The sequence below is a fragment of the Rubritalea tangerina genome, from assembly GCF_042683245.1.
In the GTDB taxonomy this organism is placed as follows: Bacteria; Verrucomicrobiota; Verrucomicrobiia; order Verrucomicrobiales; family Akkermansiaceae; genus Rubritalea; species Rubritalea tangerina.
Genome location: NZ_JBHUJB010000089.1, coordinates 46289 through 66675, shown reverse-complemented (window position 1 = coordinate 66675; position 20387 = coordinate 46289). Strand labels below are relative to the sequence as shown.

18 protein-coding genes are annotated in these 20387 nt (G+C 49.1%); 10 read left to right on the top strand and 8 right to left on the bottom strand.

Translation table 11 applies throughout. The features are described from left to right. Position 1: 1 nt before the first annotated feature. Both ACFSW8_RS17390 and ACFSW8_RS17385 read left to right on the top strand, forming a co-directional pair. The gene (locus tag ACFSW8_RS17390) at positions 2 to 1315 is read left to right on the top strand and encodes a hypothetical protein (RefSeq protein WP_377178889.1); all 1314 of its coding nucleotides are present in this window, start codon (positions 2 to 4) and stop codon (positions 1313 to 1315) included. Next, a complete protein-coding gene (locus tag ACFSW8_RS17385) occupies positions 1308 to 2693 on the top strand; it encodes a hypothetical protein (protein WP_377089809.1) in 1386 nt (461 codons plus the stop codon). Before ACFSW8_RS17390 ends, ACFSW8_RS17385 begins: the two co-directional genes overlap by 8 nt. Before the next feature lie 56 nt (positions 2694 to 2749). Here ACFSW8_RS17385 and ACFSW8_RS17380 read toward each other — a convergent pair whose 3' ends face one another. Beyond that, positions 2750 to 4189 carry a cryptochrome/photolyase family protein gene (locus ACFSW8_RS17380; protein WP_377089808.1) on the bottom strand — a complete coding sequence of 480 codons (1440 nt, stop codon included), beginning with the start codon at positions 4187 to 4189 and terminating at the stop codon, positions 2750 to 2752. Positions 4190 to 4196: 7 nt separating this feature from the next. Continuing rightward, a complete protein-coding gene (locus ACFSW8_RS17375) occupies positions 4197 to 5726 on the bottom strand; it encodes a glycoside hydrolase family 75 protein (RefSeq protein ID WP_377178887.1) in 1530 nt (509 codons plus the stop codon). A gap of 117 nt (positions 5727 to 5843) precedes the next feature. Here ACFSW8_RS17375 and ACFSW8_RS17370 point away from each other — a divergent pair, with 117 nt between their 5' ends. Then, entirely contained in the window at positions 5844 to 6983 is a 1140-nt protein-coding gene (locus ACFSW8_RS17370; protein ID WP_377089806.1) for a M20 family metallopeptidase, read from the top strand. 85 nt (positions 6984 to 7068) lie between these two features. On the opposite strand, the gene ACFSW8_RS17365 is transcribed toward ACFSW8_RS17370, so the two are convergent. From ACFSW8_RS17365 to ACFSW8_RS17350, 4 genes are all read right to left on the bottom strand, one after another. Then, positions 7069 to 9060, bottom strand: coding sequence for a sodium:solute symporter family protein (locus ACFSW8_RS17365; RefSeq protein WP_377091524.1), 1992 nt, complete (start codon positions 9058 to 9060; stop codon positions 7069 to 7071). Positions 9061 to 9186: 126 nt separating this feature from the next. After that, positions 9187 to 9768 (bottom strand): thioredoxin family protein, encoded by a 582-nt coding sequence (locus ACFSW8_RS17360; protein WP_377178885.1) that lies wholly within the window; start codon positions 9766 to 9768, stop codon positions 9187 to 9189. 103 nt (positions 9769 to 9871) lie between these two features. Continuing rightward, positions 9872 to 10480 (bottom strand): NUDIX hydrolase, encoded by a 609-nt coding sequence (locus ACFSW8_RS17355; RefSeq protein WP_377089805.1) that lies wholly within the window; start codon positions 10478 to 10480, stop codon positions 9872 to 9874. 17 nt (positions 10481 to 10497) lie between these two features. Further along, complete coding sequence (locus tag ACFSW8_RS17350; RefSeq protein WP_377085543.1) at positions 10498 to 12342, bottom strand: DNA topoisomerase IV subunit B; 1845 nt, start codon at positions 12340 to 12342, stop codon at positions 10498 to 10500. Positions 12343 to 12521: 179 nt separating this feature from the next. Between ACFSW8_RS17350 and hisS the strand changes: the two genes are divergently transcribed. Genes hisS through aspS form a run of 3 tightly spaced genes read left to right on the top strand, consistent with a single transcriptional unit; the run spans position 12522 to position 16040 of the window. Next, the gene (gene hisS / locus ACFSW8_RS17345; protein WP_377178883.1) at positions 12522 to 13772 is read left to right on the top strand and encodes a histidine--tRNA ligase; all 1251 of its coding nucleotides are present in this window, start codon (positions 12522 to 12524) and stop codon (positions 13770 to 13772) included. 40 nt (positions 13773 to 13812) lie between these two features. After that, on the top strand, positions 13813 to 14184 hold the full coding sequence (locus ACFSW8_RS17340; protein ID WP_377085538.1) for a four helix bundle protein: 372 nt from the start codon (positions 13813 to 13815) through the stop codon (positions 14182 to 14184). 26 nt (positions 14185 to 14210) lie between these two features. Further along, complete coding sequence (gene aspS, locus ACFSW8_RS17335; protein ID WP_377085536.1) at positions 14211 to 16040, top strand: aspartate--tRNA ligase; 1830 nt, start codon at positions 14211 to 14213, stop codon at positions 16038 to 16040. Positions 16041 to 16088: 48 nt separating this feature from the next. Here aspS and ACFSW8_RS17330 read toward each other — a convergent pair whose 3' ends face one another. Together ACFSW8_RS17330 and ACFSW8_RS17325 are read right to left on the bottom strand one after the other, a co-directional pair. Beyond that, positions 16089 to 17021 carry a hypothetical protein gene (locus tag ACFSW8_RS17330; RefSeq protein ID WP_377085534.1) on the bottom strand — a complete coding sequence of 311 codons (933 nt, stop codon included), beginning with the start codon at positions 17019 to 17021 and terminating at the stop codon, positions 16089 to 16091. After that, positions 17018 to 17596 carry an aspartyl/asparaginyl beta-hydroxylase domain-containing protein gene (locus tag ACFSW8_RS17325; protein ID WP_377085532.1) on the bottom strand — a complete coding sequence of 193 codons (579 nt, stop codon included), beginning with the start codon at positions 17594 to 17596 and terminating at the stop codon, positions 17018 to 17020. The genes ACFSW8_RS17330 and ACFSW8_RS17325 overlap by 4 nt, the downstream gene beginning before the upstream one ends. 154 nt (positions 17597 to 17750) lie before the next feature. Here ACFSW8_RS17325 and ACFSW8_RS17320 point away from each other — a divergent pair, with 154 nt between their 5' ends. The 4 genes from ACFSW8_RS17320 to ACFSW8_RS17305 are packed head-to-tail and all read left to right on the top strand — an operon-like array spanning position 17751 to position 20380. Then, positions 17751 to 18509, top strand: a complete 759-nt coding sequence (locus tag ACFSW8_RS17320; protein WP_377085530.1) for a sulfotransferase — start codon at positions 17751 to 17753, stop codon at positions 18507 to 18509. After that, positions 18506 to 19012, top strand: coding sequence for a hypothetical protein (locus ACFSW8_RS17315; protein WP_377085528.1), 507 nt, complete (start codon positions 18506 to 18508; stop codon positions 19010 to 19012). The genes ACFSW8_RS17320 and ACFSW8_RS17315 overlap by 4 nt, the downstream gene beginning before the upstream one ends. A 32-nt stretch (positions 19013 to 19044) precedes the next feature. Next, positions 19045 to 19608: a phage tail protein gene (locus ACFSW8_RS17310; protein WP_377085527.1), complete on the top strand. Its 564-nt coding sequence runs from the start codon at positions 19045 to 19047 to the stop codon at positions 19606 to 19608. A gap of 31 nt (positions 19609 to 19639) precedes the next feature. Then, positions 19640 to 20380 carry a PEP-CTERM sorting domain-containing protein gene (locus ACFSW8_RS17305; protein WP_377178881.1) on the top strand — a complete coding sequence of 247 codons (741 nt, stop codon included), beginning with the start codon at positions 19640 to 19642 and terminating at the stop codon, positions 20378 to 20380. Positions 20381 to 20387: the final 7 nt, after the last annotated feature.

The window sequence follows — 20387 nt, the reverse complement described above, 5'->3', positions numbered from 1 at the left end:
AGTGAATCTCCCACACTCCATATACAAAATATCAACCAGCTGCCTCCTTGCACTAAATTGCGCGAGTCTGCAGGCTGAATCACGCGTTCATCTAACGGACGATGACCGCATCAGCGGCAAGCTTCTTAAAATTGACTCCGAAGGTAATGCTCACGTCCAGTCACCACATTCTTCAGCCCCTCTCATCGTCGTTTCACCCACGATAGAATCCATCGATTTTGACTCCCCAGTCGCACCTCTCAAAGACCGTGATGAACAACTAGAACTCCTCAACGGAGATACCTTGCCGTGCACTTTCGATTCCATGGATCAGGACTCAGTAGCCATCACCACTTGGTTCAGCGGGGACATCCAAGTCCCCAAAAATGCCATCCAATCCATCCTCTTTAAAGCCCTACCAAAAATCTACTCCGGCCCTGATGCCTCAGATTCCTGGGACTGGAATCACAATTGGAAAGTATTACCCAAACAAATCCTCTGTAACGGCAAAGGCGAAATCTCTAAAAATTTTGATACCCCACAAAACTTTATTCTCGATTGCCAAGTCCATTGGCAATCTGAACGCCCACGTTTCCGTATCACCTTCTGTGCGGATGCTGCCGAACTCAGCAAAGTACAAGATTCTTACTTCCTAGAATTTAATTCTAACAACCTCTTGTTGGTGCGCGCCAGCAGCACTCAAGCTCGCGCCACACTCGGTGAATACCCTATCAAACTGCGTGATCGCGAACACAACCACCTCTCCATAGGTATCCGCGTCAACAGACAACTCCGCTCCATCGAGCTCCTCCTGGATGGCGAAAAAATTAACTCCTATTTCGACCCATCATTCAACATCCCTAGCGGTTCATTTGTAAATATTGAGTCCAACCTGCAAAACGCCAACGAGTCGTTGATGCTGTCCCACCTCGAAGTCTCCAAATGGAATGGAGCCCCACATGACGATAGAGACAGACCACGTAAAGAGCTCGACCACGACCTTATCGTCACTTCCTCCGGCGATCGATACTCAGGTAACATACTGAGCAAAAAACCAAAATCAGATGCCATTAACTTCAGTAATGCCTATGACCCCACTCCTTTCCCTGTCCCCACCGAACAATTGCAATCCATTCACTTCTCTAACCAATTGTTTTCGTTGTTAGAATCACCCGCCAGCTACACCCTAAGCCTTCAAGGTGGAGGAACCCTCTCAGTCTCCCAACTGACCTTCTCCAATGACAAAGTGCAAGCCGTCCACCCCATTTTAGGCACCCTAACTCTGAAGCCTCAGTCATTAAAACAACTCCGCACGATCCAACACTCACATGATTAGCATCCGCCTAGCTTCCATCTTCACCCTCTGCACAAGCCTCATACTACCAGCCTATGCAGAAACCTCCGCGCGCGTCCACTTTGCGGATGGGGATATCATTTCAGGGAACGTCATTGGCTTGAATGACGACATCATGCTCTTCAAAAGTAAGAAATTCTCCAACTCTGCTGCCCCACTCAAGACCTCATCCATTCTGAATGTCGAATTGTTCCAACAAGAATCTGATTCGCCCTCTAGCCCTGCCCTCCCCGATCACCTCGCTGAGGTTAAGTTAGAGGACAGATATGGGTACGAAGGCGAATATGGCGTACTCAAAGGCCAACTCATTCAAATCTCAGACGATTCCGTCACCCTCAATACCTCATACGCCGGAGAACTCAATATCGACCGAAGCCTCATCAACCAAATCTCTATCCACTCTACTGGATCAGGGCTCTACACCGGTCCTAACTCACTCGATGAATGGACACAACACGGCTCCAGAGAAGCCTGGAAATATTCCGATAACGCATTGATCGGTGGCAACGCTCGTGGGTCGCTATCACGTGATGTAAACCTGCCCAATCAAGGCCACATGAGCTTTGAGATCGATTGGCAAACCAATATCGGTCTCACTCTCCTTTTGTTCACCGACACCGTTGAATCGAGCACTCCTAACAACTATTATGAACTTAGGATCCAATCAAATTACATCACCATGTCCAAGCGCATCAAAGGACAAAGCTCACCCCATCTTGATCGCAACCAAAATAGAAATGTCGATTATCCAACAGAAAAAGCGAAGTACGACCTCTACATGGACAAAGACAAAGGTAAGTTTGATATCTACGTCAACGGCAAACGCATCAACACCTTCACTGATCACACTCCCACTCCAGATAAGCTAGGAACCGGCCTCTACCTGCGTAAAGATAACGACCACCGCTTAAGACTCTCAGAAATGCGCCTCGAAAAATGGACTGGAGCCCTCCCGACACAAAAAGATGAAGACGCCTTCAGAGACCTCAAGGGTGAAGGCCAAAAACTCATGCTCGCCAATGGGGATGCCATTATCGGTAAGATTGGTGCCATCGAAGACGGGATCCTCAATATCGAAACCATACACACACCACTCAAAGTCCCACTCGCCAAAATTCGAGACCTCAACCTCCCAATGGCTCAAGAGAACCACCCACGCTCGCTCTCCGGCGACATCAAAGCATACTACCGCGACGGTGGCTGGATCACCATCAATGTCGAATCCATCGATGAAAAAGCCATTCATGGTAGCAACGAAGCCATTGGTAAGCATAGCTTCCAACTCAGTGCCTTTAAAAAACTCGAGCTCAACGTTTATAACCGAGAGTTCAATAAAATGCGTAAGGAAATTCAGTGGTAATACCACTTCGCGATTTATGGGATTAGGACTGAGAATGGCTCTAAGTCCCCCTCAAGCTATCGCTCCCCTGCACACGCTTCTTTAAATCGCTGGTACGCATCTAAAGCCACTTGCCTGCCAACAGCAACATCGATGATAGGTTCTGGGTATGTCTTGCCTAACTCTACTCCAGCATTTTCTAACACATCAGCCGGAGCCTCCCACGGTCGATTGAGATATTTCATCGGCAACTTCGCTAGCTCTGGAACATAGCGCCTCACGTAGTCCCCGTGACTATCGAACTTCTCAGCTTGAGTGATTGGATTAAAGACACGAAAATACGGTGCAGCGTCAGCACCGCATCCTGCACTCCATTGCCAGCCCATGGTATTATTTGCTAGGTCAGCATCCACAAGGGTATCCCAAAACCATCGGGCCCCATACATCCAATCCTGCTGTAAATGTTTTACTAAAAAACAAGCTACCAACATACGGGCTCGATTGTGCATCCAGCCAGTCTGCCAAAGCTGACGCATGGCCGCATCGATGATAGGTATCCCCGTTCTCCCCTCCTGCCAGGCTTGCACAACCTCGCCATCCCCCTTCCATGCAAAAAGCTTCCATTCCTCACGTAAGGGAGAAGAAACGGTATGAGGAAAATGATACATTAGATGATAACTAAAATCTCTCCAGTACAGCTGGCGTAAGTAGCCACTATGGACCTCTTCTGAGGCATTCTCGGCCACTATCCGGTGCCAAACCTCTTGTGGACTCAGCTGCCCCCACGCCAGATAGGGACCCAGCCTCGATGTCCCCTCCACTCCCATGAGATCCCGTTGCTCTCCGTACGCCATTGCTTTTCCCCCAGCGAGATCAGATAGAATACGCTCGCCCACCTCTCGACGAGCATCCCAAATTGCGTAAAACTCTCGGTCCCAATCAATTCTTGGCAGTAAATCAAAATCTTCTAACGCATCGCCTCCCTCTGCCATAACCCACCGAACCTTGCTCAAATCATACTCGTATAGACTTCGCACCTCATGAGTCCGGCACATTTTCCAGTAAGGAGTGAAAACCTTGTACGGCCCACCAGATTTACTCTCAATACTAAATGGTTCATTTAAGACGTTCCCTTCAAAGCTCTTCACTTCACACCCCAAATCCCTCAGCTCTCGCTTCAATACAGTGTCGCGCTCAATCGCTTCAGGCTCATAACACCGACACCAATAAACAAGATCTATACCGTGTTCCTCAATAATCTCTTCAAGGCTGGATCGAACATCCCCACCTCCCTCTTTCATCAACAACCTCCCTCCTGCATCACTCACTGAGCTTGATAAACTCTCAAGGGCGTAATGAAGCCACCACTTGCTGGCACCACCTACTGGCCAATCACCTCCTTCTTCGTAAAGAAAGACAGGCAGAATCTCATACCCCTCCTCAATGGCCTTTGCCAGCGCTGGATGGTCAGTAAGACGGAGATCCTTCCGAAACCATAGTAGGCATTTTTTTCTCATCTCCTAATCAAGAATTACTTGAGGTTTCGCCCTCATCACTACTTTGCTCCTCCTCAGTCTCCTTTGCTGCATCACCCTGCCCCTCCTCAGATGATTGCTCCACATCTTTACTCGCTAATAAATCTTCCCACTCGTGCAATGCATAGCCGTCTCCTAAACCTCCAATTTCCTCTAACAACTCACTGCAGCGTGCATGCCACTTGGCATAGTCTGGTGCGGAAGCTGGTGTGTCTCTTGAATTACTAAATACCAAATAACTCACCGTTACATCTGACACTGGACGGCTATAAGAACTCGCCCGCTCATTAATTTCCTTTGCTAAACGTAGTGAGCCTTCACCTACTTTGAAGGTCGGACCACCATCCCCAACAATGGCTGGGTATACTTTATCCTCAAATATCACTACAGCATAATCCCCCACACGCGCAGCATGAGCATCACTGCGGTTCGTTATCACATTCACCGGCATCACGATAAATGGATCATACTCAGCAATTAGATAACTCCTAGATTTCATGTCCTCAACACCTCTTTCTAACATTTTAAGCCGTGACTTAAGCCAAGCCCTCCTATCTGCACTCGTCTTCTTGTCAGCAATCTCGCGCTTCGCATTACCAATCCGCTTCTTCCATCCAGCTAACATTGGATTAGGCGTCTTCGTCGTCTTCTTCCATCCGTAACTCGTAAATGGCTGATAGTAAGTCGAGTTTACAATCTTATCTGGCATCTCAGCTAAGCGATCACCATCAGACCCGTCAGATACCACATCCATATCCCCCTGCAAAAATAACATCTTTCGCCCAGTCTCCTCATGCGTTAAATTTAATATCGTCTCACAATCGTAAAAGTTATGCTTGGTTGAAAGCTCGTTGAGCTTCAAGACTTCACGCTCAAGCCGCTTCACTTTATTCTCATAGAGAGTGTAGTAAAAATCAGATACCTTCGCACCATCTAACAAGCTTTCCAACCCGGGCAAGATATGCCCTAACTTCCCATTCACCCCCTCAAGCTCATTCATACTGGTGGACGCCTGTGGCATCTTTACTTTCAGACGATACTCCGCAACATAGCTCTCTTTTTGCTTTCTCTCCTCCGATGCAAGCCCACCCTTTTGAGTTTCAAAGGCATAATCAAAATAAAAACCTTTCGACATACGAACCATATCACCCTTTGTCCCTACAAAATGTTCTTTCGGAACATAGGCTTTATCTAACATGATCGGATCCCCCTCTTCCACAACAGAGTCCACCTCTTCTTCTTGCCTTAGCTCTTCAGCCTCTGGCCCTGCCTCTTGAGGCTCCTCTTCGACATAAATAACCTCCTTGACTACGGGCTCCTCTGGTACATATGCCATACGATCCGCTTCCCGTTTCGCTAGAATCAATTCCTTAGCATAATCTTTCAGTTTCAGAGGAACATCAGTAAACGGCACAACTACAGCAAACAGTACGAGCAAAAAAAAGGAAGCTCTCAGCCATGGAACTCCTCCCGACCTCTTGCGCCCCTCATTGAGTAGTGTTTCTTTGGACTCTCTCATACTTGCACTAAACTGCCACAGTCTCACATTTGGTAAACCCAAAAGCTCACCCATTATCGAGAATTTATAGCCCACACTCTTGATGCCACTCCCAATTATTACTATAGCTCTAGCAGAATGAATACCGTCGAGCTCCTCCAATCTCTAATTCGCATCCCGAGCGTCAATCCTGATAACGATCCTGGCACCGACAAAGTCGGCGAAAATGCCATTTCGGAATTCCTCGCAGACTTACTCAGCTCACACGGCTTCGACGTCACACTCGAAGAAGTTTTCCCGGGTAGACCCAACCTCATTGCTCGCTGCCCTGGCCCCAACGATCGACCGAGAATCTTTCTCGGCCCCCACAGCGATACAGTTGGCGTCAGTGGAATGATCTTCGATCCTTTCTGTGGCGAAATCAAAGATGGATGCGTGCTAGGCCGTGGTGCCTCCGATACTAAAGGCCCCATGGCTGCCATGCTTTCCGCACTCATCGAAAATAAAGATCTACTAGCAGAACTCCCAATTGCCATCGATTTCGTCTCCTTCATGGCCGAAGAGTCATCGCAGCACGGCTCCAAACACTTCGCAGAATGGCACGCCGAAGAATACATCTTCGGAATCGCCGGTGAACCCACTTCCTTGGACATCGTCTACACCACAAAAGGTTCACTGTGGATGACACTCGCAGCCAGTGGTCTAGCAGCGCATGCTTCACAACCAGAACGTGGATCAAATGCTATCATGAGCCTCGCCCGCTCACTTGACCATATGAACCGCAAACTCACTAATCGACTCGCTACTTTCACCCACTCAGTTCTCGGGCATTCATCATTCAATGTCGGCACCATCAAAGGCGGAACTCGCCCAAATATTGTCCCAGATTATGCCGAAGCCGAAATTGACATCCGCTCCACCCCTTCACTCTACGCAGAAGGTGGTGCCGAGGCTCTCGTCCGAGATTTCATCAAGGAACAAAACCTCCCTCTAGAAGTGGTCTCAGCCCATGAAAACCCTCCCATGGAAACAGCCACTCATGACCCAATCATCCAACAACTCCTCAAAGCCAACCCTCAATCTAAACTCGTTGGAGCCCCCTGGTTTTCAGATGCTGCCCACCTCTCCAATGCTGGCATCCCCTCAATCTGCCTCGGCCCAGGCTCGATCAACCAAGCTCATACCAAAGACGAATACATCAAAATCTCCGACCTCGAAGCAGGACACCACTACTTCTCCAACTTCATTCAATCCTTCAAATCCCACCCACTCAGCTAAAACATCCCACTCACATCCCTAAAACAAAAAAAGCCCTGAGCCGCATCTGCAGCTCAGGGCTTTCGCTTAAATACTTACCTGAAGTTTAGGTCATGGATTTCTTCCAAGTACCTACAATCCCCAGTCCAGCAAGAACACCAACAGCAATCGTTGTGTATCCAGCTCCACTTTGTCCATAAAGTACCATACCTACCCCTAATAGGACTCCGTATACGAGAATACAGCCTAAGATCATGTTGATGATACCAAGCCCAATCTTCACTGGCTCATGGTCAGCTTGAATTGGCTCACCTGCCTCCTCAGCTTCACGAATCACTTTGCGCCAGCCTAATCCACCTGGATTCACTCTAGCTACAAAACTGCGTAATACTGAAGTTTCAGTCGGCTTAGTTGCCAAAGTAACAATGATCCATGCTGGAGTTGTGATTCCAACAATCCAGAGTGTTGCCTCCCACCCCTCAAATTGCCAGCCAGCTTGAGCCTTACCAATCTCAATGGTAACCGCACATACAAATGAAACAATCATCGCTGTGATCTCACTCCAAGCGTTGATTCTCCACCAGAACCATCGGAGGATGAACAATAAGCCTGTTCCCGCACCAATGTTGATAATGATACCAAATACCTGCAACGCACTCTGTAGTTGTAGCGCAAATAATGCAGTCAAAAGCATCATCACCACTGTCGATACACGACCGACTCGTACCAGTTCCTTCTCTGATGCGTCCTTGTTGATGAAACGCTTCCAGAAATCATTCACTACGTAGGATGAACCCCAGTTCAAGTGCGTCGAAATCGTCGACATATAGGCTGCAATCAAAGAGGTTAGCACCAAACCAAACCAACCAGCTGGTAGGTAATTGAGCATCGCAGAATAGGCTAAGTCGTGGTCCAACTTGTCATTCGGCACAGTCTTTTCATCGAAGCCCGCACGAAGTGATGCCAAACCCTTAGAGGTGAAAGTGAGATCCTCTACCAAAGCCTTATCCTCCTCAGACACAGCCTCTGGGTTAGTTTGGATTTGCTCAACAATAGCAACAACCTCCGGCGAGGCTAATTGATCTGCTGCAGCCTCACGCTCCTTGATCGTCCCCATGGGGAATACGACCATAGAGGCTAGTGCCACAATGATCCATGGCCATGGACGAGCTGCGTAATGAGCAACCTGGAAGAATAATGTCGCGCCAACAGCATGCTTCTCATTTTTAGCAGCAAGCATACGCTGGGCCAAATAACCGCCACCACCTGGCTCTGCACCAGGATACCATGCTGCCCACCACTGCACTGCCAACGGCAAAATGAAGAGACCCATAACAGCATTGCGTACATCCGCATTGCTCATATCAAAAGATTGAGGCACTAAACTGAGCTTGTCTCTCACAGCTTCATGGCTGAAGAGATCTCCTACACTCTGAACTCCTGCCTTCTCCATGTCTGGATTGTGAATGGCAAAATAAGCTGCTGCAAATGCCCCTACCATCGCCATGATGAAGAGACAGAAATCAGTTAAGATCACCCCCTTGAAACCTCCCATCGAAGAGAATACTACGGTGACTGTCATAGCGAGAGCCACTGATTGGAGCGGAGACCACCCCAACATAACTCCACCAATCTTGATGGCTGCCAATGACACACCTGCCATCACTGTGATATTGAAAATCACACCCAAATATAATGCTCGAAACCCCCTCAAAAAGGCAGCTTCCTTACCAGAATACCGCATTTCATAGTACTCAACATCCGTCATCACATTACTGCGACGCCAGAGCTTCGCATAAAGGAAAACTGTCAGCATCCCAGTCAAAACAAAGGCCCACCACATCCAGTTAGACCAGACCCCGTTCACACGAACAATGTTAGTCACAAAGTTAGGAGTGTCGGTAGAGAAAGTAGTCGCTACCATCGAAAAACCAAGTAACCACCACGGCATACTCTTGCCTGAGAGGAAGAACTCCCCCGAGGACTTGCCTGCTTGTCTAGATACAAAAACACCGATACCAAGCGCCAGAACGAAAAACGATCCGAGTATTGCCATATCGATGCCAGCTAGACTTCTTACTGCTGCTAATACATTCATGAGTGTGTTGTAGATAATGTGAGTCGGCAAACTAGGAAACCCACTAGCCGCCGACAATCAAATTTATAAAAAAGTGATAGATATCAGCCGAAATGATCAAATAGTGATCATTATTGTGTCACGACTCTAGCCAAAGTAGGCTGGCTCATTGCCAGGCTTCCACTTGATGTTACAACCCGTCGCTGGCTTCGTCTCCAAAATCGGGCTCCCACCTTCTATCAGTTGTCGAATGGCAATCTTCAAATCACGCCCATCAATCGCGAGATCATTCTTCGGCCGAGAATCATCAAATTGCCCAGCATAAAATAAACAACCATCCTTATCCAATAGGAAGAAGTCAGGCGTACAGGCGGCATGGTACGACTTAGCAACCTCCTGGCTTTCATCATACAAATATGGAAAGTTCCAGCCGTACTCTTGCGCAAACTTCACCATTTTCTCAGGACTATCCTGAGGGTACTTTTCAATATCGTTAGAGCTAATCGCCACCGTATTGACCCCCCATGCCTCCATCTCTGCAGCCATCTCCCCAACCTGCTTCGCCAAATGCACTACAAAAGGACAATGGTTGCAAACAAACATCACCATAGTTCCCTTCTTTCCTAGAAGGTCCCCTAATGAATACTCCTCACCTGCTGGATTGGGTAACGTAAACTCAGGAGCTTTGTCTCCTGCCTGCAAAGTGAATGTTGATGGAACCTCAGCCATGCCGCGTATTCTAGCACCCACAGCTGGGGGTCAAGACCCTTCTTATCTCCCTTCTCCCGAAATACAGATTTATCCCCCCCTCGCTGACATCCATAGGCCCCCTCTAGTCAATAAGCGTGGCTTTACCTTCATTCTTAAAATAAACATAGCCATCTATAATATCGCGGGCTAATACCCTATCCTCGGATAACTCAGGTAGTGCATCGATACCAAAGAACCCAATCTCAGAAACCTCCTTGTTCAGCTCAGCCACACCTCCAACCACTACCCCAGTAAAAAACATCTTATAAATACTCACCGGATACTTCGGCTCATAAGCATGCCTATCCCGGTCTCGCACTGCATATAGCGACTGAATTTCAACATCAAAACCAGACTCCTCCTTCACCTCACGTAATACCCCCTCACGGGGTGATTCATTCTGATCCGCCCATCCCCCCGGCAGAGTCCAGAGCCCATCAGATCGCTCTCTGACTAGAAGAACTTCTTCACCTCTGAAAATACAAGCCCGCAAATCAACCTTAGGCGTTGCATAGCCAGTCTCAGGAAAGAAAAACTTTTCAACCCCCGCTAGATCCACATCGCTCAATTCCGCATAGAGTGCATTTGAGATCTCTATGAGCCTCTCGAATCGCTCCCTATCATATGGATCCTTCGTGTACTGCAAAGCCGATTGAGACAACGCTCGCATCTCTCTAATCAACTCATGCATCACTTCCGCATTAAATTTTAAACCTCGTCACGCACAACCTCCTCACGAAGGTTATCGATGATGTAGAGCTGTCGGTCAGGCGTATTCTTGCCCATGTAAAAGGCTAACATCTCTTTGAGTGTCTTACCTTCCTCCATGGTCACTGGATCGAGACGCATGTCATCCCCAATCATGAATGCAAACTCGTCTGGTGAAATCTCACCCAAACCTTTGAATCGCGTAATCTCAGCGGTCTTACCACACTTTTTGAGAGCTTCTTCACGCTCCTCGTCATCGTAGCAATAAAATGTGTGCTTCTTATTTCTAACTCGGAACAATGGCGTCTGAAGAATATGCACGTGTCCCTCTCTAACGACTTCAGGGAAGAACTGTAGGAAAAATGTCAGTAACAAAAGGCGAATGTGCATACCGTCTACATCGGCATCCGTCGCAACCACAATCTTGTTATATCGCAAGCCCTCGAGGCCGTCTTCAATGTTCAGAGCGTGCTGTAATAAGTTGAACTCCTCGTTCTCGTACACAATCTTCTTAGTCAAACCAAAGCTATTCAATGGCTTGCCTCGTAAGGAAAAGACTGCCTGAGTCTCAACGTCACGACACTTCGTAATCGATCCTGATGCAGAGTCACCCTCAGTGAGAAAGATCGTCGTTTCCTCTCGACGCTTGTGTTTAGTGTCGAGGTGCGCCCGACAATCGCGCAACTTCTTATTATGTACCTTCGCTTTCCGTGCACGCTCCCGTGCTAACTTCTTCACCCCAGATAGCTCTTTGCGTTCCTTTTCTGAGAGCAAGATACGCTTCTGCAAAGCTTCAGCCACGGCTGTATGCTTATGCAGGTAGTTGTCGAGATGCTCTTTCAAGAAATTGAGCACAAATGTACGAACGGTCTCCCCATCCGGTGACACCGTGGTGGATCCTAACTTCGTCTTCGTCTGAGACTCAAATACTGGTTCCTCCACCCTGATTGAAATGGCAGCCTCTATCCCAGCTCGAATATCCGATGGGTCATATTGCTTCTTAAAAAAGTCCCTTAGGACTTTCACCACGGCTTCACGAAAAGCCGCCAAATGTGTCCCACCCTGAGTCGTGTGCTGACCGTTGACAAAGGTGTAATAGTCCTCAGCACTGCTCGCCGTGTGAGTGAAACAAATATCTAAATCCTTCCCACTCAACATGATTGGCTCATATATCGCCTCTTCATCCATCTCCTCCCTAAGAAGGTCTAATACCCCGTACTTCGATTTAAATTTCTTCCCATTGTAGATGACACTCAAGCCTGGGTTCAGATAGGCGTAATAACGACACATCTTCTCCACATATTGCTCTCGGTACTTTGTCTTCTTCGGGAAAATCTCTCTATCAATATCAAAGCAGATCCGTGTCCCATTCGGTGCCTCGTCCTTGCGGGAACGCTTCATCTCCTGCACCACTTCACCACGGCTAAACTCAATAGCCTTGGTCTGACCATCACGCCAGGCTTGTATCTCAAAGAAAATCGACAAGGCGTTCACCGCCTTGATACCTACCCCGTTCAAGCCCACGGACTTCTTGAATGCTTCCGAATCATACTTCGCACCCGTGTTGATCTTCGCCGCACAATCCATCAGCTTGCCCAGGGGTATCCCACGACCATAATCACGTACTTCGACACGACCTTCCTCATCAATGTTCACGTGAATCTCCGTGCCGTGCCCCATCACAAACTCATCAATCGAGTTGTCCATCACCTCCTTGAGGAGAATATAAATACCATCCTCAGGATTCGACCCGTCAGCTAACTTCCCGATGTACATCCCAGGTCGGAGGCGAATGTGCTCCTTCCAATCCAAACTCTTGATATCGTCTTCTGTGTAACTTGCCATGGGTGCGTCTAATCTGCTGCTCTAATGCTTAACTTGCCTAAAATATCAGCATCACGCAACATCAATTAGAGGGGAATCCTCCCCAACAGATTCTCACCACCTTCAAGAATCCACAGAGTCAGCGTGGATCGCGACAGTTGAACCTTGAAAATCTCGATAGATCATGCAACCACACGCGCATGGCCGACAAGCGCTTCAACTCACTTCCTGGATTCCGTGACTTTGCTCCCAATGACTGTGCAATTCGTAATTACCTTTTTACGACCTGGCGCAAAGTAGCACATCGCTATGGCTTCCTTGAATACGAAGCTCCCATCCTAGAGGAAACTGCCCTCTACCAGAAAAAAACTGGCGACGAGCTCAACACACAGCTTTTCCGCTTTGAAGACCAAGGTGGCCGCGATGTCACCATGCGCCCAGAACTCACAGCGTCGCTTGCGCGTATCGTTTCTGGTAACCAGCGCAACTACCCGAAGCCGATGAAGTGGTTCGAGATTGGCCCCTGCTTCCGCTACGAGCGCCAACAAAAAGGCCGCACCCGCGAATTTATCCAGTTCAATGCCGACATCATCGGCGAGAACAACCCAGCAGCTGATGCAGAGCTCATCGCTGTTGCGATCGACACCATGCTCGAACTCGGTTTCACCGAAAAGGATTTCGTCATCCGCGCCTCCGACCGACAATCCTGGCTCACCTACTGTGAAGACAAAGGCATTGAGGATATCACAGGCTTCCTCGGTATCATCGACAAGATCGAGCGTATGAAGCCAGAAGTCCTCGCTGAAAACCTCCAGAAGTACAATCTCACTGAGGAAGAAGTCCGCGGCTTCATCGAAGATCCTGCCAATGCGTCCGAGTCCTTCCAGCAAATCCAGCAAAACCTCGAAGCGCGTGGCCTCGGTAAGTACCTCAAGCTCGACCTCACCATCGTCCGTGGTCTCGCTTACTACACTGGCACCGTGTTCGAAATTTTCGACACATCCCACAGCATGCGCGCCATCGCAGGTGGTGGTCGCTACGACGACCTTCTCAAGGTCCTCTCCGACGGAGTCGTCGACCTTCCCTGCACCGGCTTCGCCATGGGAGACGTCGTCATCCGTAACTTCGTCGAAGAAACTCCACACGCGAAAGCCAAAATGGATGCCTGGCTCAAGACCCAAGCGCCATGCGACATCTATGTCGTCATTGCCGATGAAGATCAGCGCCTCAACGCACTCGGCGTCATCAGCGCACTCCGTAACGCGGGCCACAAAGTCGACTACTCCATGGTCGAAGCGAAATTTAACAAACAATTCAAGACCGCTGAAAAGCTCGGCGCCACTCACACCGTCATCGTCGGCTCCGAGTTCCCACAACTCCAGCTCAAAAACCTCGCAGTGAGATCCGAAGAAACAAAAGAAAACGTCGAAGAGCTAATCGCAGCTCTTTAACGTGTTATGTTTTAGGTTTTATGTGTTATGCATAAAAGCTATGTCGTTTCACAGTTTTGAAGACCTAGAGGTCTGGAAAAAGTCATGTCAGCAATCGGTAGCCACTATAGAAGCACTGAAAGGATTTAAAAATCGTACTTTGCTTGACCAAATGACGCGATCTTGTATCTCAGTCCCATCAAATATCGCTGAGGGTCAAGGCAGAGACGCCCCAAGAGACTTCATCCGATTTCTAAATATTGCACAAGGCTCCAACTATGAACTGCGTACTCAGTTCTACATCAGCCAGAAAGCAGGACTCTTAGATAAGGAAACAAGTTGCTCTCTCATCGAGGAAAATAAGAAAATTTCATCCATGCTCCACGGGCTCATCCAGTCGGTGAAACGGCGGACCAAGGAACATAACACCTAACACTTAAAACATAACACTACGTAGCCATGCGCAGTCACACTTGTAACGGCATCAGCCGCTCAGATATCGGTAACACAGTCACCCTCATTGGTTGGGTGAAGTCCAAGCGCGACCAAGGCGCTGGCCTCATTTTCATCGACCTTCGCGACCGTGAAGGCGTCACTCAGGTAGTGTTCAAGCCAGAGATCAACAAAGAAAACTCTGAGCTCGCTGAGTCCTTCCGCTCCGAAGACGTGATCCAGGTCACAGGGACTGTCGAAGAACGTCCAGAAATTGACGGCCAGTCCACATTCAACACCGAGATCGCGACTGGTGAAGTCGAACTTATCGTTTCCGAAGTCAAGGTGATCAACCGTGCAGAAGTTCTCCCCTTCCCACTCGATAAGCCAGTAAGCAACGAAGACCTCCGTCTCAAGTACCGCTTCCTCGACCTGCGTCGCCCAGCAATGGCACGCAACATGCAGCTTCGTCACCGCATCACTAAGACCACACGTGACGTGCTCGATGAAGATGGTTTCCTCGAAATCGAAACACCAATTCTTTCCAAGTCCACTCCTGAAGGGGCACGCGACTTCCTCGTTCCGGCACGTCTTCACCCAGGTGGTTTCTACGCACTTCCTCAGGCGCCGCAGCAGTACAAGCAGCTCCTTATGTGTGGCGGTGTAGAAAAGTACTTCCAGATCGCACGTTGTTTCCGTGATGAAGATCTCCGCGCTGACCGTCAGCCAGAATTCACACAGATCGACATCGAAGCATCCTTCGTTGAACAAGACGACATCATCGGCCTCATCGAGAAACTTCTCGGCCGCGTATTCAAAGAGTCCATCGGCGCAGACGTTCCTGCATCTTTCGACCGCATCACTTACCAAGAGGCAATGGACACCTTCGGTTCTGACAAGCCAGACCGTCGTTTCGGGCTTCACCTCACTGACATCGGTGACGTGTTCGCTAACTCCGAGTTCAAGGTATTCTCCGGCGCACTCAAGTCCGGTGGCGTGATCAAGGCAATCAACGCAAAGGGCCTCTGCGGCGCTTCTGTTGGTCAGATCGACAAAATGACCAAGGCTGCTATCGAAGCTGGTGCTAAGGGCCTTGCATACATCCAAGCACGTGGTCCTGAGCCAGCTGACTGGCGCTCCCCAATCACGAAGTTCCTCTCCGAAGAAGAACTTCAGGGTCTTAAGTCCAAGCTCAACATCGAAGAAGGCGACCTCGTTCTCTTCGGTGCTGGCGACTGGGACACCGTATGTGACGTACTCGGCCGCGTTCGCCTCATGTGTGCAGACTACCTCAACCTTCTCGAAGGCAACGAGGAACTCAACTTCCTCTGGGTCACTGATTTCCCACTCCTTCACTTCGACAAGGAAGAAGGCCGCTGGCACGCAGTGCACCACCCGTTCACACGCCCAGTCCCAGAAGACGAAGCAAAGCTCAAAGCTGGTGAATACGCAGGTCTCCGTGCACAAGCATACGATGTGGTTCTCAACGGTTACGAGCTCGGCGGTGGTTCCATCCGAATCCACGAAGCTGACCTTCAGGACGCGATGTTCACCGCTCTCGGTGTCACAGAAGAAGAGAAGAAGACCATGTTCGGTCACATCCTCGATGCCTTCTCCTTCGGCGCACCTCCACACGGCGGCGTAGCTCTCGGTCTCGACCGCGTTGCAATGCTCGTTTGTGGTGTCGACTCCATCCGTGAAGTCATCGCTTTCCCGAAAAACAACAAGGGCTCCGACCTCATGTCCGATTCCCCAGCTGAAGTCGACTTCAAGCAACTCCGCGAACTCTACATCCAGAGCACAGCGAAGAAGGACAAAGATAAAAAAGGCCAACCACAACCAGCCCAAACGAAGTAAAAATCACTCCTATCTAGAAGCGCTTCCAGATCACTGGAGGTGCTTTTTTTATGCCCATTCACCTATCCCGTGCTCTCTCCGTAATTCTTCTAACTGAAGAAATTGTTCATACAATTTCCCTTCCCTCACAGCTTTTCTCCCCTCACCACCAAAGAACTCCTGAGGCCGCTTGGAATGCCGCATCGCTCTCTCCCCCATTGCTAGAACTTCCCCAGCACTCAAGTCGAGGGATAGAAAGTCGATTAAATCACGCCACACAAGCTCCGGAAGCTGGTCGTATTGTAATAACTTCAATCGCCCCTCACTCGCAAATTCGATGGCTCGACCGTACAGTGCCTCTAACACCTCTCTGCAATAAGCATCTAAGTCGTGGTATACCACCTCTAATTCCACTCCCATTGCAGCATAATCCACAACACCCGGAACCATCTGCCCCCCGCGTTGAATCTTGTGAGACTCCATGATGGCACCGGGCTCCCGATACAGAAACAACATAGGCACATCTGGGTAAGTCTTCTGAATCACTGGCAGATGAAACAAATGCCAAGAATCCAACTTTACAAACAGATGACGCTCCCTCCCCCCTCGCCTCTGACCGAGAGCTCGAATCACTCTCTTAAAGATCCACTCTTCACTACTTGCATAGCCCAAAGCTGCATCAATCACCGGAGCCTCAGAAACTACAATATGCTTTTCAGATTCACCTAACAATTGCCCCATCAAGGTAGATCCACAACGCGAGGCATGGAAAATAAATGCCCTAGGCTCCAAACAATCTAAATCATCAACCTCAGAGATCGCAGCTACTTCCAATTCCCTCTTTTCTGGACCCATTCCCGCTGTGGCTACCAAAGAATCGGCAAAAAATGGCTCAACGAAACGGTGTGCTCCTACATACTGCCACCCCATAACCAAACCTCTCACAGAAGCCCGAATATCTGTGGGAGCCCACTGCCACAATGATGGTGAGCTCTGCTTCACACCACACTCTCAGTTCCCATAAATGCATGCACAGCAGGAGTCACGGGTGCATCAACCACTAAATGCACACGCCGTATGTCACTGCCATTCTCCACTGAGTGTGGGTCACTCAGACGGAGATACCAACATTCCCCCTCACGCATCATCACCCTCTCACCATTAAGTATAAACTTCACCCGCTCATCCGTACGCACAGGAATATGCAAACGCACCGCACCATCCTCAATCGATAAATCGTGATCACAATGCTCCTTAATACGTGACCCTGCCGAGAGCGCCATCAATCGCACAGAATGCAACTCAAAGGGAAATGACTCTAATACTTCCCTAAAATAAGGACACTCAGCCAAAAATGGCGTGTCCTCAAATTGCCGACAACCCGGATCCGAATACGCCATCATCACCGGATGCTCTGCCCCCTTCGGCCCCCTCAATGGTAAAACATCCCATTCCCCCTCATAGTTTTGCCTCACAAAATGCTCAATCCATTCCAATTTCTCCAAGCTCTCTAAATCCCTCACCAAGCCTTCCTTCGAGAATTTTACTGGAAGTTTCACCCTGTCTACCTTTCGCATACCCACCTAATACTGAAGCTAACAGATAAAATAAACAGAAAAAAGGTTAGACTAACAAAAAGAAAAACTCTAGTGGTGTTTTCCAGCATCCCCTCACTTACCTCTCCCAACAAAAAATACCTACTCTCAAATCACACAAAACTCACAACCTAACATGTTTCCTGTTATCGTACTATCTCCCATTGTGAGATCGGGCTCAACTTTGCTGCAGAGATTGCTCTGCTCAGCTCCGAACACTCTAATCTATGGAGATACCGTAGGACAGGAAATCGAATTTCTAGCAAATTACGCCACGACGAGGGAACTCATGCTTCGCACCCAACAAGCAACCATAGAACCTGTGAGGTCAAAGGTTCTTCAGGGCGACGTTTCAGAATTCATCACCCCGCTATCACCAAGCCTCGCGGGCAGTCTCAAAGGCTTCCAAGACGCGGCCAAAACCTGGATCGAGGTTTGCCGAAAAGAATCTCTGGATCACGGACGTGATGTCTGGGGCTGGAAAATGGCCGGAGCTGAAGCAAGTACACTTGCAAGGATCGCTCAGTGGTACCCAGATGCAAAATTTATCTGGATCGAAAGAAACCTCAAAGACTGCCTCACATCCGCTAAAGCTGCCGGAATGGTCGCAGGAAAAGAACAAGCTAGCGCAATGATTCAGAGAGCTCAGGCCTGCAAACAAGCATTCACAAACCTCCAAGCAAACAAACTCAGCTTGAGCTTTGAGACCATCTTGCAAAACCCGGCTTCCACTATCCAACAATTAGAACAATTTACGGGCGCCATGGGCATTGACCCCAGCGTCTTCGACGAACGCATTAACCAATTTGGTAGCAAATCCTACCTCCCCCCCACCCCTTTAACCCATGAGGAGGAGGCAGTTCTCACAACCTCCCCACAACCACTCACCGTATGAACCAGCAGCCTATTCTTGATACCATCCTCGCCTTCCTTAAAAACAAGGGAATCCCACACAAGCTCTCGCCCATTGCCGATGACTGCTTCCTTCCCGGCATCATGATCGTCGACGGCACGCTCATCATCGACCAAGACAAACTCTCCTACCCCGGAGACATTCTCCACGAAGCCGGCCACATTGCAGTCACCGCCCCCTCAGAACGCAACACCCTCTCCGGTAAAATCACAGGCTCACCCGCTGAAGAAATGGCCGCCATGGCGTGGTCCTACGCCGCCGCTATAGCCCTCGATATCGACCCTCATATCGTCTTCCACCCCGATGGCTACAAAGGCGGAGGAGCACATCTCGCCGAGCAATATGCAGCAGAAGCCGCCGGCCACAATGTCTGCGCACCTGGCGTCCCCATGCTCCAATGGTTCTGCATGACACAGTCCTTCCCTAATATGGACCAATGGCTCAGGACACTCGATGACCCAACTCAAGCTCTCCCCAACACCTAAAAATAAGAAACAAAAAACCATATATTAATATTATGTCTACTCCACTAATCGGCACTGTCATCATGTTTGCAGGCAACTTTGCCCCACGCGGCTGGGCACTCTGCCAAGGCCAGCTCCTACCTATCGCTTCTAACACAGCGCTCTTTTCCATCCTCGGAACCACCTACGGTGGTGACGGCCGTACCACATTCGGACTGCCAGACCTCCAAGGCAGATTTCCACTCCAACAAGGCCGTGGCGCAGGCCTCCCGACATATAAACTAGGACAAAAAGGTGGGAATTACCAAACACAACTAACAGTTAATAACATTCCATCACACACTCACATCGCCACAGCCACTGTTTCGAGCCTCAATCTTCACGTTTCAGACCAAGGTGGCTCATCAGATGACCCAAGCGGCCTCGTTCCAGCACAAGCAAATGAAGATATTTATGGACCAAAATCTACTGCAACCATGGAAGCGGGCGCTATCTCCGGCACAGTCACCGTCCAGAACCAAAACACAGGCGGAAGTCAAGCCTTCAGCAACATGCCTCCATTCCTAGGCCTAAACTTCATCATCGCCCTCCAAGGCATCTTCCCGTCAAGAAACTAACTATCAATACATTATGAAACAGAAGATTCCCATGACACTAGGTTCTCTCCTACTGTTCTCTTCTACAGCTATAGCTGTCACCACCTCGATCAGTGTATCGACACCTACCGGCGTTTTTAATTCGGACGGTGGTAGAGATTACTTTGGTATTGTCGCTAACGGTGGAACCACGCTTAATTCTGGTGACTTTGACGAAGGAAATGCATTATTATCAGCACCAGTTGGTGCATTGACTGGCCGCGATCAAGATGGAGGCTCGGATGGGTTCCCCAATCCCGCCACTGCAAGCTGGTTACTTCAACTTCCAGGTAATGCTGCAATAGGCACAGGACTTACAAACATCGTGTTTGATGCTACCGTCGCTGCGACTGAAGGTGAATGGCACGCTAATGACACTGGCGGGGCTAATATCAACCCTGACTTTATTATTTTTGAACTGTATTTAAATGGAGCCCTCACAGCATCCTCGGCTTATTATTCCACAGGTAGTGGCACTACTACGGGCACTTTGGGACTCGATACCAATAATGATCAAGTGGGAGATCAAGAGTTCTTAACACCTAGCGGTATTGATATTACTGACATAATCAGTGCTGGTGGCGCCAGTATCAACAGCGTCGAGCTACGTGCCACATACGCTGCTGATGGAGGCGATACAGAACACTGGACCCTCGGAACACTATCAGCAGATTACGAACTCGTTCCAGAGCCAAGCACCACGACACTCATGGGGCTGGGCTCTCTCTGCCTTCTCCTCAGAAGAAAACGCTAAAAACCAT